This is a genomic window from Lelliottia jeotgali (genome assembly GCF_016771845.1).
Lineage (GTDB): Bacteria > Pseudomonadota > Gammaproteobacteria > Enterobacterales > Enterobacteriaceae > Enterobacter > Enterobacter jeotgali.
Genome location: NZ_JAENMQ010000009.1, coordinates 98,767 through 115,657 on the forward strand (window position 1 = coordinate 98,767; position 16,891 = coordinate 115,657).

The 16,891-nt window shown below is 51.9% G+C and carries 14 protein-coding genes and 2 tRNA genes; 11 read left to right on the forward strand and 5 right to left on the reverse strand.

The window, feature by feature from the left end; all coding sequences use genetic code 11:
* Positions 1-11 precede the first annotated feature (11 nt).
* From pmrB to dacB, 3 genes are read right to left on the reverse strand one after another with little or no spacing between them, the layout of a single operon-like run.
* Positions 12-1,055: a two-component system sensor histidine kinase PmrB gene (gene pmrB, locus JBO43_RS16345; protein ID WP_095283567.1), complete on the reverse strand. Its 1,044-nt coding sequence runs from the start codon at positions 1,053-1,055 to the stop codon at positions 12-14.
* On the reverse strand, positions 1,052-1,714 hold the full coding sequence (pmrA, locus tag JBO43_RS16350) for a two-component system response regulator PmrA (RefSeq protein ID WP_095283566.1): 663 nt from the start codon (positions 1,712-1,714) through the stop codon (positions 1,052-1,054). The genes pmrB and pmrA overlap by 4 nt, the downstream gene beginning before the upstream one ends.
* A gap of 2 nt (positions 1,715-1,716) precedes the next feature.
* Entirely contained in the window at positions 1,717-3,150 is a 1,434-nt protein-coding gene (gene dacB / locus JBO43_RS16355; RefSeq protein WP_095283565.1) for a serine-type D-Ala-D-Ala carboxypeptidase, read from the reverse strand.
* 247 nt (positions 3,151-3,397) lie between these two features.
* Here dacB and greA point away from each other — a divergent pair, with 247 nt between their 5' ends.
* Positions 3,398-3,874 (forward strand): transcription elongation factor GreA, encoded by a 477-nt coding sequence (gene greA, locus JBO43_RS16360; protein ID WP_095283564.1) that lies wholly within the window; start codon positions 3,398-3,400, stop codon positions 3,872-3,874.
* A 151-nt stretch (positions 3,875-4,025) separates the two neighbouring features.
* Here greA and yhbY read toward each other — a convergent pair whose 3' ends face one another.
* On the reverse strand, positions 4,026-4,319 hold the full coding sequence (yhbY, locus tag JBO43_RS16365; RefSeq protein ID WP_095283563.1) for a ribosome assembly RNA-binding protein YhbY: 294 nt from the start codon (positions 4,317-4,319) through the stop codon (positions 4,026-4,028).
* Positions 4,320-4,445: 126 nt separating this feature from the next.
* On the opposite strand from yhbY, the gene rlmE reads away from it, so the two are divergent.
* From rlmE to JBO43_RS16395, 6 genes are all read left to right on the forward strand, one after another.
* On the forward strand, positions 4,446-5,072 hold the full coding sequence (rlmE, locus tag JBO43_RS16370) for a 23S rRNA (uridine(2552)-2'-O)-methyltransferase RlmE (protein WP_095283562.1): 627 nt from the start codon (positions 4,446-4,448) through the stop codon (positions 5,070-5,072).
* A gap of 102 nt (positions 5,073-5,174) precedes the next feature.
* A complete protein-coding gene (gene ftsH / locus JBO43_RS16375; protein ID WP_095283561.1) occupies positions 5,175-7,112 on the forward strand; it encodes an ATP-dependent zinc metalloprotease FtsH in 1,938 nt (645 codons plus the stop codon).
* Between the two features lie 96 nt (positions 7,113-7,208).
* Positions 7,209-8,057 (forward strand): dihydropteroate synthase, encoded by an 849-nt coding sequence (gene folP / locus JBO43_RS16380; protein ID WP_103948842.1) that lies wholly within the window; start codon positions 7,209-7,211, stop codon positions 8,055-8,057.
* Complete coding sequence (glmM, locus tag JBO43_RS16385) at positions 8,050-9,387, forward strand: phosphoglucosamine mutase (protein WP_095283559.1); 1,338 nt, start codon at positions 8,050-8,052, stop codon at positions 9,385-9,387. The genes folP and glmM overlap by 8 nt, the downstream gene beginning before the upstream one ends.
* Before the next feature lie 224 nt (positions 9,388-9,611).
* Entirely contained in the window at positions 9,612-9,944 is a 333-nt protein-coding gene (secG, locus tag JBO43_RS16390) for a preprotein translocase subunit SecG (protein ID WP_095283558.1), read from the forward strand.
* A 10-nt stretch (positions 9,945-9,954) separates the two neighbouring features.
* Positions 9,955-10,041 (forward strand) — tRNA-Leu (locus tag JBO43_RS16395).
* Positions 10,042-10,212: 171 nt separating this feature from the next.
* On the opposite strand, the gene argG is transcribed toward JBO43_RS16395, so the two are convergent.
* Positions 10,213-11,559, reverse strand: a complete 1,347-nt coding sequence (gene argG / locus JBO43_RS16400) for an argininosuccinate synthase (RefSeq protein WP_095283557.1) — start codon at positions 11,557-11,559, stop codon at positions 10,213-10,215.
* Positions 11,560-11,900: 341 nt separating this feature from the next.
* Here argG and JBO43_RS16405 point away from each other — a divergent pair.
* The 4 genes from JBO43_RS16405 to infB all read left to right on the forward strand — a co-directional run bounded on the left by JBO43_RS16405 (position 11,901) and on the right by infB (position 16,871).
* Positions 11,901-11,977 (forward strand) — tRNA-Met (locus JBO43_RS16405).
* Positions 11,978-12,184: 207 nt separating this feature from the next.
* Positions 12,185-12,637: a ribosome maturation factor RimP gene (gene rimP / locus JBO43_RS16410; RefSeq protein WP_146052591.1), complete on the forward strand. Its 453-nt coding sequence runs from the start codon at positions 12,185-12,187 to the stop codon at positions 12,635-12,637.
* A gap of 28 nt (positions 12,638-12,665) precedes the next feature.
* Positions 12,666-14,153 carry a transcription termination factor NusA gene (gene nusA / locus JBO43_RS16415; protein ID WP_095283555.1) on the forward strand — a complete coding sequence of 496 codons (1,488 nt, stop codon included), beginning with the start codon at positions 12,666-12,668 and terminating at the stop codon, positions 14,151-14,153.
* A gap of 24 nt (positions 14,154-14,177) precedes the next feature.
* Complete coding sequence (infB, locus tag JBO43_RS16420) at positions 14,178-16,871, forward strand: translation initiation factor IF-2 (RefSeq protein ID WP_202674715.1); 2,694 nt, start codon at positions 14,178-14,180, stop codon at positions 16,869-16,871.
* The last annotated feature ends 20 nt before the right edge of the window (positions 16,872-16,891 follow it).

Genomic DNA, 16,891 nt, shown 5'->3' on the forward strand with positions numbered 1-16,891 from the left:
TAACTCACTTTTTAACTTAATGTTGAGGGCAGCCAGCAGCTGGCGATTAACCCGCCTTCAGGCGCATTATCCAGCGTCAGAGTGCCACGATGCAGCTGCACAATTCGCTGAACGATGCTCAGCCCCAGCCCGCTGCCGCCATAACGTTGATCGAGACGGCGGAACGGCTCGGTAATCGAATGCCGATGTGCTTCGTCAATGCCAGGGCCTTGATCGATTACGCTGACTTCGGTTCCCCCATCATGTTCGGTGAGCTTCACTTCGATGGTGGTACCTGCAGGACTGTAGCGCGCTGCATTTTCCAGTAAATTACGCAGCATCAAACGCAGTAATACCGCATCGCCCTGGACCGTCAATGGGCTTTGTTCGGGCCAGATAATGCGGTGATCTTTCGCCTCATGCTCCAGAGTCAGCGGGGCAATAATATGCTCAGTCCAGGTCACGGTATCATAATGACCGCTCGCCAGCGCTTGTCCCGCGCGCGCCAACATCAGCAATTGTTCGACCGTATGCATCAACTGATCGATACGATTAATCAACGTGGTGGCCTGTGACGAGCCTGACTGCGCCATTAATTCCAGATGAAGCCGAATACCCGCCAGCGGCGTTCGCAGCTCGTGGGCCGCATCAGCGGTGAATAAGCGCTCCTGCTGGATGGTGTGGTCCAGACGGGCCAGTAGCTGGTTAAGCGAGGTCGTGACCGCGCCGATCTCTTCCATATCGGAATACACGGGCAGAGGCGTGAGATTATCCGCCGAACGGTTGGCAAGGCTGTCGCGAAGTTTGTTGAGCGGGCGCGTTATCCAGGTGATAGCCCAGAAAGAGAAGAGCAGGGTGAAACCGACCATCACAAGCGAGGGCACCAGCAGCGAAGCGATGGCTTCGCGGATCTCTTTCTCAACGTGCTGGTTACGCGCTTTCGCGGATAACGTCTCGCTAACCAGAAAGCCGATTTGCTCGCGACTTTCATGCCACAGCCAGATAACGCTAATCAACTGGAAAAATAACAGAATGACCGCCAGCAAAACCATTAATCGCCGACGCATACTGTTCATTTTTGAGTCTCCAGACGATAACCGACGCCGCGAACGGTTTTGATGCGGTCTTTGCCAAGTTTGCGCCGCAAATTGTGGATATGCACTTCAAGGGTGTTGGAGCCGGGATCGTCCTGCCAGGAATAGATATCCTGCTGGAGTGTTTCGCGGTGGACTGTTTGTCCGGTACGCATTATCAGGCGAGTCAGCAGGGCAAACTCTTTCGGGGTGACTTCTACAGGCTGAGAATCGCGGATCACTTGCTGAGTTTGTAAATTCAGCGTGAGATCGCCATCGGTAACCAGGTTGTCACTGTGGCCCTGATAGCGACGAATCAGTGCGCGAACGCGAGCCTGTAATTCCGCCAGAGCAAAGGGTTTCACCAGATAGTCGTCTGCGCCGGAATCCAGGCCATTGATTCTGTCTTCCAGCGCATCTCGTGCGGTGAGAATCAGTACTGGATTTTCAACACCACGGCGACGCCACTGATTCAGCAACGTAGCGCCATCTTTATCGGGCAGCCCTAAATCAAGGATCACCAGACTGTACTCGCCACTTTGAATCAGCGAGTCAGCCTCTGCCGCAGTTGCAGCACAATCTAGCGCGTATCCTTCGTTAGCCAGCGCCAGCGCTAGCCCTTCCTGTAATAACAGGTCGTCTTCGACAATGAGTAATTTCATCGCTAGTTATTCTGGTAAATGTCCTTGTAAAGCCTGCTTTCGAAACGCACCAGAGGGATACGGCGATTACGCTGGTCGCTCGGTTCGACGGCATAGCCAGAAAGATATTGCACAAACGCCATGCGTTGGCCGCTCGCCGTCGTGATGAAACCGGCAAGGTTGTAAACGCCCTGCAGTGAACCGGTTTTGGCAGAAACTTTGCCGTCTACGCCAGCGGCGTGAAGGCCTGCGCGGTATTGTAGAGAGCCATCGTAACCCGCAAGCGGGAGCATTGAGATGAAGTTTAGCTCAGTGTCATGCTGCGCAATGTACTGAAGAACCTGCATCATTGTTGCAGGTGAGATCAAATTATGGCGCGAAAGGCCGGAACCATCGACAGCAATAGTGTTACCAAGATCGATCCCAGCCTGCTGGCGCAGGATCTGGCGGACGGCATCAGAGCCTGCGCGCCAGGTTCCAGGAACACCGAAGCGGGCGTGACCAATCATTCGGAATACGGTGTCGGCAATCATGTTGTCGGACTTTTTCAGCATAATCTTAAGCAGATCGTGCAGCGGCGCAGACTGTTTACTGGCAATCACCGTTCCCGGTTCATTCGCCAGCGTTTGGCGCAGCAACGTGCCGGAATAGGTGATACCCGCTTGTTTCAACTCATCTTTCAGGATGGCACCTGCGTAGCTTGCACCATCCTGGATGGCAAAGGCCAGCGGCAGCGGGTCGGTACGCTGTGTGAGGCAGCCGGTCAGCGTGAAGCGGTTGAGATCGCCGGGAACCACATCCAGCTCGCAATATTGCGCATCAGGCGAGCCTTTCGCCAGGGTGCGAACCTGGCTGAACATCGTGACCGGATAGTAGGAGGCCACGCGGATAAACGCCAAATCATTGGCTTTAGGCGCGCTGTAAAGCGAGACAGAGAAGCAGTTGCGATCAACGATAGCGGCGGCGGGTGGGGCGCTAAAGCACTGAGTCATGTCATTCCACGGCCAGCCTGGCGCTTTATCGTGACTGGCAAAAATGGAGGTATCGATCAGCACGTTACCGTCGATTTTTTGCACGCCTGACTTTTTCAATACCGCGACCATATTGCGGATATCCTGGCGCTTAAACGTCGGATCACCGCCAAAACGGGCGATCAAATCACCTTTCAGGACGCCGCCATCTACGCTACCTTTGCTCTCAAGCGTTGTGGTGAAACGAAAATCTGGCCCCAGCTGCAGCAACGCGGCCAGAGCAGTAATCACTTTCTGAGTACTGGCGGGGAGCGCCATTTGCTGGCTGTGATAATCAATCTCCGGCGCCTGGGCACCCACTTTTTGCACCATTAGCGCAAGGTTAGCGCCAGCTGGGAGTTGATTAATATACTCATCAACATTCGCTGCCTGGACAGTGAACGCCACACTGGTAGTCAATCCGATGATAAATCTGGAAAATCGCATAATCCCGCGCTAACAACCCGTAAACAAACCGTCATACTACGGTGCAACGCCCTGTAAAGTAAACGATGACCCATAGTGAACTTCGCGGTAAAATGCGCATCAAATTGAAAAATTGCTGCTGACCTGGAACTTTGCTTCCGGGTCAGTTTTCTTTTGCTCCCGACCTGTGACAGGCTTTGACGCCTGCGAGGCCGGAAGTCGGAGTGAGTACGTCGCTCCCAACAGGAATGTTTAAGAGGTATAACAAATGCAAGCTATTCCGATGACCTTACGTGGTGCTGAAAAACTGCGCGAAGAACTGGATTTTCTGAAATCTGTTCGCCGTCCTGAAATCATCGCTGCTATCGCGGATGCACGCGAACACGGTGACCTGAAAGAGAATGCGGAGTATCACGCCGCGCGCGAACAGCAAGGCTTCTGCGAAGGCCGTATTAAAGATATCGAAGCGAAACTGTCTAACGCGCAGGTTATCGATATCACTAAAATCCCGAACAATGGTCGCGTGATCTTTGGTTCCACCGTGAAGGTGCTTAACCTCGATAATGACGAAGAGCAGGCATACCGTATTGTGGGCGATGATGAGGCTGACTTTAAACAGAACCTCATCTCCGTTAACTCACCGATTGCACGTGGCCTGATTGGCAAAGAGCAGGATGATGTGGTTGTTATCCGCACGCCAGGTGGCGAAGTGGAATACGAAATTCTCAAGGTTGAGTACCTGTAATTCGCATCTGCACGCAGTTGTTGATACATTGTAAAGAAAGGAAAAAGGCCGCATAGCGGCCTTTTATCAACTCTCAGAGCATGGCATTTTGCTCACCTGCTAAAGGAAATCCCTCGTTTTACACTGAAAAAGTGTTCGATTCGGGATATTCTTAGCGTGGCAGCGAGATTTTACGCTCTTTAGACGGACGATAGAGCACCAGCGTTTTACCGATAACCTGTACGTTACAGGCACCAGTATTGCGCACGATAGCTTCCACGATCAGGGTTTTAGTGTCTCTGTCTTCAGAGGCAATTTTCACCTTAATCAGCTCGTGGTGCTCCAGCGCTTGTTCGATCTCGGCAAGCACCCCTTCGGTCAAACCATTATTGCCAAGCATGACTACAGGCTTGAGTGGATGTGCCAGACCTTTAAGGTGCTGTTTTTGTTTAGTACTCAGATTCATCGTATATTTTTGCTTACGTTGGGATTGAAAACGGTTCATTCTACCGCCATCTCCCTTATATCGCCAAATAGCTGCGTAGAAATTTACGTCGAAGGCAGGTTACGATGAACCAGGACGGAAAGTTAAATGACAGGTAAAAAGCGTTCTGCCAGCTCCAGCCGCTGGCTCCAGGAACACTTTAGCGATAAATATGTTCTTCAGGCACAGAAAAAGGGGTTACGTTCCCGTGCCTGGTTTAAACTTGATGAAATACAGCAAAGTGACAAACTCTTTAAACCGGGAATGACGATAGTTGACCTCGGTGCTGCACCTGGCGGATGGTCCCAGTATGCTGTTACGCAAATTGGCGGACAGGGGCGAATCATCGCACTCGATCTTTTACCTATGGATCCGATTGTCGGTGTTGACTTCCTTCAGGGCGATTTTCGTGATGAATTAGTTCTGAAAGCATTACTCGAACGTGTAGGTGACAGTAAAGTTCAGGTTGTCATGTCCGATATGGCGCCAAATATGTGCGGAACACCGGCGGTGGATATTCCCCGTTCCATGTATCTGGTTGAACTTGCGTTAGAAATGTGTCGTGATGTTCTAGCGCCTGGTGGTAGTTTTGTAGTGAAGGTGTTCCAGGGCGAAGGTTTCGAGGAGTATCTTAAGGAAATTCGCTCCCTGTTTGCGAAGGTGAAAGTTCGTAAGCCGGACTCTTCCCGTGCTCGTTCACGTGAAGTGTATATTGTAGCGACCGGGCGGAAATGATAACCGGCTGACTTCGGACGAACGTTCGAAAGACACTGGATAGAGAGTCTCCTGACGCTGTTTTTAACACAGTTGTAATATGAGGTTAATCCCTTGAGTGACATGGCGAAAAACCTAATACTCTGGCTGGTCATTGCCGTTGTGCTGATGTCAGTGTTCCAGAGCTTTGGGCCCAGCGAGTCGAATGGCCGCAAGGTGGATTATTCTACCTTCCTGCAAGAGGTCAATCAGGACCAGGTTCGCGAAGCGCGTATCAACGGACGTGAGATCAACGTTACCAAGAAAGATAGTAACCGTTACACGACTTACATCCCGGTGAACGATCCTAAGCTGCTTGACAACCTTCTGACCAAAAACGTCAAGGTGGTAGGTGAGCCGCCTGAAGAGCCGAGCCTGCTGGCTTCAATCTTCATTTCCTGGTTCCCGATGCTGCTGCTTATCGGTGTCTGGATCTTCTTCATGCGTCAAATGCAGGGCGGCGGTGGCAAAGGTGCCATGTCGTTCGGTAAGAGCAAGGCGCGTATGTTGACGGAAGATCAGATCAAAACCACGTTTGCCGACGTCGCAGGTTGTGACGAAGCGAAAGAAGAAGTGGCCGAACTGGTTGAATACCTGCGTGAGCCGAGCCGTTTCCAGAAACTGGGCGGTAAGATCCCGAAAGGCGTTCTGATGGTTGGTCCTCCGGGTACCGGTAAAACCCTGCTGGCGAAAGCCATCGCGGGTGAAGCGAAAGTCCCGTTCTTTACCATTTCAGGTTCTGACTTCGTTGAAATGTTCGTGGGTGTTGGTGCATCTCGTGTGCGTGACATGTTCGAGCAGGCTAAGAAGGCAGCGCCGTGCATTATCTTCATCGATGAAATCGATGCCGTAGGCCGCCAGCGTGGCGCGGGTCTGGGCGGTGGTCACGATGAACGCGAACAGACTCTGAACCAGATGCTGGTTGAGATGGATGGCTTTGAAGGTAACGAAGGTATCATCGTTATTGCTGCGACTAACCGTCCTGACGTACTTGACCCGGCATTGCTGCGTCCAGGCCGTTTCGACCGCCAGGTTGTAGTTGGTCTGCCGGATGTTCGCGGTCGTGAACAGATTCTGAAAGTCCACATGCGTCGCGTGCCGCTGTCTCCGGACATCGATGCCGCTATCATCGCCCGTGGTACTCCAGGCTTCTCTGGTGCAGACCTTGCAAACCTGGTAAACGAAGCAGCGCTGTTTGCCGCTCGTGGAAACAAACGCGTTGTATCGATGGTGGAATTCGAAAAAGCGAAAGACAAAATCATGATGGGTGCGGAACGTCGCTCCATGGTGATGACGGAAGCGCAAAAAGAGTCCACGGCATACCACGAAGCAGGCCACGCGATTATTGGTCGTCTGGTGCCAGAGCACGATCCGGTGCATAAAGTGACCATTATTCCACGCGGTCGCGCATTGGGTGTGACGTTCTTCCTGCCAGAAGGCGATGCGATTAGCGCCAGCCGTCAGAAGCTGGAAAGTCAGATTTCAACGCTGTACGGCGGCCGTCTGGCTGAAGAAATTATCTACGGTGCAGAACATGTTTCTACCGGTGCGTCCAACGACATTAAAGTTGCGACAAACCTGGCGCGTAACATGGTGACCCAATGGGGCTTCTCTGAAAAACTCGGTCCGCTGCTGTACGCGGAAGAGGAAGGCGAAGTGTTCCTGGGCCGCTCTGTGGCGAAAGCGAAACACATGTCCGATGAAACTGCGCGTATCATCGACCAGGAAGTGAAGCTGCTGATTGAACGTAACTACGCTCGTGCACGTCAGCTCCTGAATGAAAACCTGGACATTCTGCACACCATGAAAGATGCATTGATGAAGTATGAAACCATCGATGCACCGCAGATTGATGATCTGATGGCTCGTCGTGATGTTCGCCCGCCAGCTGGCTGGGAAGACAACAACGGCGGCAGCAGCAACTCTGACAGCAATGGCACCCCGCGTGCACCGCGTCCGGTCGATGAACCGCGTACGCCAAATCCGGGCAATACCATGTCAGAACAGCTCGGCGACAAATAAGTCACCGCTGAAGATGTGTTTATCTTCACCTGAAACCCTGGAGCTTGCTCCGGGGTTTTTCATATCTGCATAACTCAAAATACCAGGGATTAAGCCATGAAACTTTTCGCCCAGGACACGACTCTCGATCTCTCACATCCTCATGTGATGGGCATCCTGAACGTTACCCCTGACTCCTTCTCTGATGGCGGCACGCATAACACACTGATTGAAGCGGTGAAGCATGCCAATCTGATGATTAATGCAGGTGCAACGATTGTTGATATCGGCGGCGAATCGACGCGCCCCGGTGCGGCTGATGTGAGTGTGGATGAAGAGTTGTCGCGCGTAATCCCCGTGGTCGAGGCTATCGCTCAACGTTTTGAAGTCTGGATTTCAGTCGACACGTCTAAACCGGAAGTCATTCGTGAGTCAGCGAGAGTGGGCGCTCACATCATCAATGATATCCGTTCGCTGTCTGAGCCGGGCGCGCTGGAAGCTGCCGCAGAAACGGGTTTGCCGGTTTGCCTGATGCATATGCAGGGCCAGCCAAAGACAATGCAGGAAGCACCAAAGTATTCTGATGTTTACGCGGACGTAAATCGCTACTTTATTGAGCAAATCGCGCGCTGTGAGCGTGCCGGTATCGCAAAAGAGAAATTGCTGCTCGACCCAGGATTCGGTTTCGGTAAAAATCTCTCCCATAACTATGAGCTGCTTGCGCGCTTATCGGAGTTCCACCATTTTGGTCTGCCGCTGCTGGTCGGGATGTCGCGTAAAACGATGGTCGGTCAGTTGTTGAATGTGGGCCCGAACGAACGTCTAAGCGGCAGTCTTGCCTGTGCGGTGATCGCGGCCATGCAAGGGGCTCACATTATTCGCGTCCATGACGTCAAAGAGACTGTAGAAGCTATGCGTGTGGTCGAAGCCACATTGTCAGCGAAGGAAAACAAACGCTATGAGTAATCGTAAATATTTTGGCACCGATGGTATCCGTGGACGCGTGGGTGATGCGCCTATTACGCCTGAATTTGTGCTCAAGCTGGGTTGGGCGGCAGGCAAAGTGCTGGCGCGTCACGGTTCACGTAAAATTATCATCGGTAAAGACACCCGTATTTCTGGCTACATGCTGGAGTCCGCGTTAGAAGCGGGGCTCTCAGCCGCCGGGCTTTCTGCTTCGTTTACGGGTCCAATGCCAACGCCTGCTGTCGCGTACCTTACGCGTACTTTCCGCGCTGAAGCCGGTATTGTTATCTCTGCTTCCCACAACCCGTTCTACGATAACGGCATCAAATTCTTCTCTATCGATGGCACCAAACTGCCAGACGAAGTCGAAGAAGCCATCGAAGCGGAAATGGAAAAAGAGCTGACCTGCGTTGACTCATCCGAGTTAGGTAAAGCCAGCCGCATTGTCGATGCTGCAGGCCGTTATATTGAATTCTGTAAAGGCACGTTCCCGAACGAGCTGAGTCTGAGCCATCTGAAAATTGTGGTCGATTGTGCCAATGGCGCGACCTACCACATCGCACCGAATGTATTTCGCGAACTGGGTGCCAAAGTCATTACGATCGGCTGCGAACCTGATGGCCTGAACATTAATGAAGAGGTCGGTGCAACCGACGTTCGTGCGCTGCAGGCCCGCGTGCTCGCAGAAAAAGCCGATTTGGGGATTGCGTATGACGGCGATGGCGACCGCGTCATCATGGTCGATCATGAAGGCAATAAGGTCGATGGCGATCAGATCCTCTACATCATTGCTCGTGAAGGACTGCGCCAGGGGCAGCTTCGCGGCGGTGCAGTGGGCACACTGATGAGTAATATGGGACTGGAGCTCGCGCTGAAACAGTTGGGTATTCCGTTTGCCCGTGCGAAAGTCGGCGACCGCTATGTGCTGGAAAAACTGCAGGAAAAAGGCTGGCGCATTGGCGCTGAAAATTCCGGTCATGTGATCCTGCTCGACAAAACCACCACCGGTGACGGTATTGTGGCCAGCCTTCAGGTTGTTGCTGCGATGGTGCGCAACCATATGAGCCTGCACGACCTGTGCAGTGGCATGAAAATGTTCCCGCAGATTCTGGTCAATGTGCGCTTTACCGCAGGAAGTGGCGATCCGCTGGAAACAGAAAACGTGAAGGCGGTGATGGCGGAAGTTGAAGCGGCATTGGGCAATCGCGGCCGTGTTCTGTTGCGTAAATCGGGTACTGAGCCTTTAATCCGCGTGATGGTCGAAGGTGAAGACGAGACACAGGTCACTGAGTTCGCTCACCGAATTGCTGATGCGGTAAAAGCTGCATAACTTTTCGCAGTAAGTGTTTAAAAAGGCGGCGCTTGCCGCCTCTATTTTGTTCGATGAAAGCGCTTTTGCTGTTTTTTTCCGCAGTTGATACAATGCGCTGAAATTGCCCTTGCGAAGGCCATTCGCTTTGGTTAGTATTCACACCCGCTTCAGTGGGAAACACAAATCCCGCTAAATTGGTCGAAGCATTGGTATGCGGCAAATCCGCAAGGAACAGGTTGATTATGTACGAAGCTCTTTTAGTTGTTTTCCTTATTGTAGCCATCGCTCTCGTAGCGCTGATTATGCTGCAGCAAGGTAAAGGCGCTGATATGGGAGCCTCCTTCGGAGCAGGCGCTTCCGGTACGCTGTTTGGCTCAAGTGGTTCTGCGAACTTCATGACCCGTACAACTGCGATTCTGGCTACGCTGTTCTTCATCATCAGTCTGGCGCTTGGTAATATCAACAGCAACAAGACCAGCAAAGGAAGCGAGTGGGACAATCTGAGTGCTCCGTCTAAAACTGAGCAGACTCAGCCAGCTGAACCGGCTAAGCCGACCAGCGATATCCCGCACTAAGTATTTCAGTACCGAGGTGGTGGAATTGGTAGACACGCTACCTTGAGGTGGTAGTGCCCTAACGGGCTTGTGGGTTCGAGTCCCATCCTCGGTACCAATATTCCAGAAGAAAGACGTCGAAAGACGTCTTTTTTTTCGTCTGTATCTTTTGCTTTTAGTGTTTTAGTAGGCCCGGTAAGCGCAGCGCCACCGGGCCTACGATGACTGCAAACTGCAACAGACAACAAAAAAGGCGCCATCAGGCGCCTTTTGCATTTCTTCTGAACGATTACTTCTTATCGCTGTGTTCCAGGTTTTCAACCTGTGGCAGGCCATTGCCGGAAGAGGCAGAGAGCAGGCCAGTTTCGATGTAGTTGAACAGCTTCTCACGAGTATCGGTAATATCCAGATTACGCATGGTTAACTGACCGATACGATCGTCAGGAGAGAATACAGAGTCACCTTTCTCCATAGTCAGACGCTCTGCTTTATAGGTCAGGTTGTCTGAGACGGTGTTGAGGATGGAATAGTCGTTACCACGGCGCAGTTCCAGCGTCACTTCGCCGGTGATCGCGCTCGCCACCCAGCGTTGCAGCGCATCACGCAACATCAATGCCTGCGGATCAAACCAACGTCCCTGATACAGCAGTTTACCCAACTGACGACCATGTGAATGATACTGCTCGATGGTATCTTCGTTGTGGATACCGGTCAGCAGGCGCTCATAAGCGATATGCAGCAGAGCCATTCCCGGCGCTTCATAAATGCCACGGCTTTTCGCTTCAATGATGCGGTTTTCAATCTGATCGCTCATGCCCAAGCCATGACGGCCACCAATGCGATTAGCTTCGAGCATCAGTTCCACATCGTCAGCAAATTTTTTGCCGTTCAAGGCGACAGGGTGACCGCGCTCAAAGCGTACCGTCACTTCTTCTGCCTGGATTTTGACGTTTTCATCCCAGAACTTCACGCCCATGATCGGGTTCACGATCTTCACGCTGGAGTTCAGGAACTCCAGATCTTTCGCTTCGTGGGTTGCACCCAGCATGTTGGAGTCGGTGGAGTAGGCTTTTTCAACTGACATCTTGTAGTCGAAACCGCAGGCGATCATGAACTCGGACATTTCATGGCGGCCACCCAGCTCGTCGATAAAATCGGTGTCCAGCCACGGTTTGTAAATCTGCAGTTCGGCATTGGTCAGCAGACCGTAACGGTAGAAACGCTCGATATCATTGCCTTTATAGGTGCTGCCATCGCCCCAGATGTTCACGCCATCGTCTTTCATTGCCGCAACCAGCATCGTACCGGTCACCGCGCGCCCCAGTGGCGTGGTGTTGAAATAAGTCAGACCGCCGGTGGTGTTATGGAAAGCACCACACTGAATTGCCGCGATGCCTTCAGCAACCAGCTGCTTACGGCAGTCAATCAGACGTGCGTTCTCTGCGCCATATTCCATGGCACGGCGAGGAATCGCATCATAATCTTCCTCATCCGGTTGGCCCAGGTTCGCAGTATATGCATAAGGAACCGCTCCCTTTTGGCGCATCCACAGCAGTGCAGCGCTGGTATCCAGGCCGCCAGAAAAAGCGATGCCAATACGTTGTCCTACCGGAAGATGCTTGAGAATCGTCGTCATAAAATAAAACCCTGCTTGATTGACTGATAAGAGACCGCTTTCGCTCTTATTGCATGGTTATGCAAAATAAGTGAGTTTTCATTTAATCATCTTTTGTCGATGACCGGAAGGGATTCGTGCATATTTTGTAAAAATTCCTTTGCTGCTGCCCGTTGCGGAGTGAGACGACAAAGACACACAAACATTTAACGCTATTCAGCGTAGCGCATGGAAACCAGGGTTGACAGCCGAATGCACTAACCAATATAATGCTTGCAGATTTTACGTCCCGTCCTCGGTACCAAATCCCAGCATTATTTGCATTTTTTACCCAAAACGAGTAAAATTTGCCACGTTTCAGGCGCGGGGTGGAGCAGCCTGGTAGCTCGTCGGGCTCATAACCCGAAGGTCGTCGGTTCAAATCCGGCCCCCGCAACCACTTTCCTATAAAGTTCTTTTTCAAATATACTGTGAAGGCTCAGAGCTTTCGTAGCTGGATTTGAAAAAATTCTTTCAGAAAGTGCTCCAGGCCGCAGTTGCGGCTATAGGGTTCAGTTATCTAAAGCCCCGATTTATCGGGGTTTTTTGTTATCTGACTACAGAATAACTGGGCTTTAGGCCCTTTTTTTATGTCTTGGGGGTGGGCTTGTCCACATTAGAGCAAAAATTAACAGAGATGATTACGGCACCGGTGGAAGCACTGGGCTACGAACTGGTCGGCATCGAATTTATTCGCAGCCGCACATCCACGCTGCGCATCTATATTGATAGTGAAGATGGCATCAATGTTGATGATTGTGCTGATGTCAGCCACCAGGTCAGTGCGGTTCTTGACGTTGAAGATCCTATTACTGTTGCCTATAACCTGGAAGTTTCCTCGCCTGGTCTCCATCGTCCAATGTTCACCGCTGAGCATTACACGAAGTATCTCGGTGAAGAAGTGACTGTTGTCCTGCGAATGGCTGTGCAAAACCGCCGTAAATGGCAGGGCATTATTAAGGCCGTTGATGGTGAGATGATCACGGTAACAGTCGAAGGCAAAGATGAAGTGTTCGCGCTGAGTAATATCCAGAAGGCGAACCTGGTTCCCCACTTTTAACAGTCTGGATTGAGGTGAAAAGCCCGCGATGAACAAAGAAATTTTGGCTGTTGTTGAAGCCGTCTCAAATGAGAAATCACTGCCGCGTGAGAAGATTTTCGAAGCGCTGGAAAGTGCACTGGCGACAGCAACCAAGAAAAAATACGAACAAGAGATCGATGTTCGCGTAGAAATCGATCGTAAAAGTGGTGACTTCGATACCTTCCGCCGTTGGGTGATTGTTGAAGAAGTGACCCAACCGACTAAAGAAATCACGCTTGAAGCGGCTCGTTATGAAGACGAAAGCTTCAACGTTGGCGAATATGTAGAAGATCAGATCGAATCTGTCACCTTCGACCGTATCACTACCCAAACCGCTAAGCAGGTTATCGTACAGAAAGTACGTGAAGCTGAGCGCGCGATGGTGGTTGATCAGTTCCGCGAACACGAAGGTGAAATCATCACCGGTGTGGTGAAGAAAGTTAACCGCGACAACATCGCGCTGGATTTGGGCAGCAATGCTGAAGCCGTTATCCTGCGTGAAGATATGCTGCCGCGTGAAAACTTCCGCCCTGGCGACCGTATCCGCGGTGTTCTGTACGCAGTGCGTCCAGAAGCGCGCGGTGCGCAACTGTTCGTCACTCGCTCTAAGCCAGAGATGCTGATCGAACTGTTCCGCATTGAGGTGCCAGAAATCGGTGAAGAAGTTATCGAGATCAAAGCAGCGGCCCGCGATCCGGGTTCTCGCGCTAAGATCGCGGTAAAAACTAACGACAAGCGTATCGACCCTGTTGGTGCTTGCGTTGGTATGCGTGGCGCACGTGTCCAGGCCGTTTCTACTGAGCTGGGCGGCGAACGCATCGATATCGTTCTGTGGGACGATAACCCGGCGCAGTTCGTGATCAACGCGATGGCTCCGGCTGATGTGTCTTCTATTGTCGTGGACGAAGATAAGCACACAATGGATATCGCCGTTGAAGCGGGTAATCTGGCACAGGCTATCGGTCGTAACGGTCAGAACGTACGTCTGGCTTCTCAACTGAGCGGTTGGGATCTGAACGTCATGACGGTTGATGACCTGCAGGCGAAGCATCAGGCTGAAGCCCATGCAGCGATCGATAACTTTACTAAGTACCTGGACATTGACGAAGATTTTGCCACTGTTCTGGTCGAAGAAGGTTTCTCTTCGCTTGAAGAACTGGCCTATGTGCCAATGAAAGAACTGCTGGAAATTGACGGTCTGGATGAAGCAACCGTTGAAGCCCTGCGTGAACGCGCTAAAAACGCACTGACCACCCTGGCGCTGGCTCAGGAAGAAAGCCTTGGCGATAACAAGCCGGCTGATGACCTGCTGAATCTGGAAGGTCTTGATCGTGCGATTGCGTTCAAGCTGGCTGCCCGTGGTGTTTGTACGCTGGAAGATCTCGCTGAGCAAGGCGTTGATGACCTGGCTGATATCGAAGGTTTAACCGACGAGAAAGCCGGCGAACTCATCATGGCCGCACGTAATATTTGCTGGTTCGGCGACGAAGCGTAATAAACTGTAGCAGGAAGGAACAGCATGACTGATGTAACTGTAAAATCGCTGGCTGCTGAGATTCAAACCCCTGTGGACCGCCTGGTACAGCAATTTGCTGATGCAGGGATCCCAAAGGCGGCTGATGACTCAGTGACTGCGCAAGAAAAACAAACCTTGTTAGCGCACCTGAACCGTGAACACGGTTCAACGCCTGACAAACTGACGCTGCAGCGCAAAACGCGTAGCACGTTAAATGTTCCTGGTACCGGTGGAAAAAGTAAATCGGTACAAATCGAAGTCCGCAAGACACGCACCTTTGTAAAACGTGATCCGCAAGAGGTCGAGCGCCTTGCAGCGGAAGAGCAGGCGCAGCGTGAAGCGGAAGAGCAGGCCCATCGTGAGGCAGAAGAAACAGCCAAGCGTGAGGCAGTATTAAAAGCTGAACGTGAGGCCGCAGAAAAAGCGAAACGCGATGCCAGTGATAAAGCAAAGCGTGACGCTGCGGAAAAAGACAAAGTGAGCAATCAACAGACTGACGATATGACCAAAACCGCCCAGGCAGAAAAAGCCCGTCGTGAAAATGAAGCAGCAGATCTGAAGCGTAAAGCGGAAGAAGAAGCGCGCCGTAAGCTTGAAGAAGATGCGCGTCGCGTAGCTGAAGAAGCTCGTCGTATGGCGGAAGAAAATGCTGGTGTTTGGGCAGAGCAAGAAAAAGAGAAAGGTGAAGAGGATAAGAGCGATTATCACGTCACCACTTCTCAGCATGCTCGCCAGGCCGAAGATGAGAATGACCGCGAAGTCGAAGGCGGCCGTGGCCGTACTCGCACGACAAAAGCAGCGCGTCCTCAGAAGAAAGGCAATAAGCACTCTGAAACCAAAGCTGACCGTGAAGAAGCGCGTGCCGCTGGTCGCGGTGGTAAAGGTGGCAAGCGTAAAGGTTCCTCTTTACAGCAGGGCTTCCAGAAACCTGCTCAGGCCGTTAACCGCGACGTTGTGATTGGCGAAACCATCACCGTGGGCGACCTGGCGAACAAAATGGCTGTTAAAGGCTCTCAGGTCATCAAAGCGATGATGAAACTGGGCGCTATGGCGACCATCAACCAGGTTATCGACCAGGAAACTGCTCAGCTGGTTGCTGAAGAAATGGGCCACAAAGTTATCCTGCGTCGTGAAAACGAACTGGAAGAAGCGGTCATGAGCGACCGTGATACTGGCGCAGCGGCAGAATCCCGCGCTCCAGTTGTGACCATCATGGGTCACGTTGACCACGGTAAAACCTCTCTGCTGGACTACATTCGTTCAACGAAAGTGGCCTCTGGCGAAGCGGGCGGCATTACTCAGCACATCGGTGCTTACCACGTTGAAACTGACAACGGTATGATCACCTTCCTGGATACCCCGGGTCACGCCGCGTTTACCTCTATGCGTGCTCGTGGTGCTCAGGCAACGGATATCGTTGTTCTGGTTGTTGCAGCTGACGATGGCGTGATGCCACAGACTATCGAAGCAATCCAGCACGCTAAAGCGGCGCAGGTACCGGTCGTTGTTGCTGTGAACAAAATCGATAAGCCAGAAGCTGACATGGATCGCGTTAAAAACGAACTGTCTCAGTACGGCGTTATGCCGGAAGAGTGGGGCGGTGAGTCTCAGTTCATTCCAGTTTCTGCGAAAGCAGGTACCGGTATTGATGACCTGCTGAACGCTATCCTGCTGCAGGCTGAAGTTCTGGAGCTGAAAGCCGTTCGTAAAGGCATGGCAAGCGGTGCGGTAATCGAATCCTTCCTCGATAAAGGTCGTGGTCCGGTAGCGACTGTTCTGGTCCGTGAAGGTACCCTGAACAAAGGCGATATCGTACTGTGTGGCTTTGAATACGGTCGCGTTCGTGCAATGCGCAACGAACTGGGTCAGGAAGTTCTGGAAGCAGGTCCATCTATTCCAGTGGAAATCCTGGGTCTGTCCGGTGTTCCGGCTGCCGGTGATGAAGTCACCGTTGTTCGTGACGAGAAGAAAGCGCGTGAAGTTGCACTGTATCGTCAGGGCAAATTCCGTGAAGTTAAACTGGCTCGTCAGCAGAAATCTAAACTCGAGAACATGTTCGCTAACATGACTGAAGGCGAAGTTCACGAAGTGAACGTCGTACTGAAAGCTGACGTTCAGGGTTCTGTGGAAGCAATCTCCGACTCTTTACTGAAACTGTCTACCGACGAAGTGAAAGTGAAGATCATCGGTTCTGGTGTCGGTGGTATCACCGAAACCGACGCAACCCTGGCAGCGGCGTCCAACGCGATTCTGGTTGGCTTCAACGTCCGTGCTGATGCTTCTGCGCGTAAAGTTATCGATTCTGAAAGCCTGGATCTGCGTTACTACTCCGTCATCTATCATCTGATCGACGAAGTGAAAGCAGCGATGAGCGGCATGCTGTCTCCAGAACTGAAACAGCAGATCATCGGTCTGGCTGAAGTTCGTGACGTGTTCAAATCACCGAAATTCGGTGCGATCGCAGGTTGTATGGTGACGGAAGGTCTCATCAAACGTCACAACCCAATCCGCGTTCTGCGTGACAACGTGGTTATCTATGAAGGCGAGCTGGAATCCCTGCGCCGCTTCAAAGATGACGTTAACGAAGTCCGTAACGGCATGGAATGTGGTATCGGCGTTAAGAACTACAACGACGTTCGCGTTGGCGATATGATCGAAGTGTTCGAAATCATCGAAATCCAGCGTAGCATCGCTTAATCCCTCAGCGGATTAAAAAA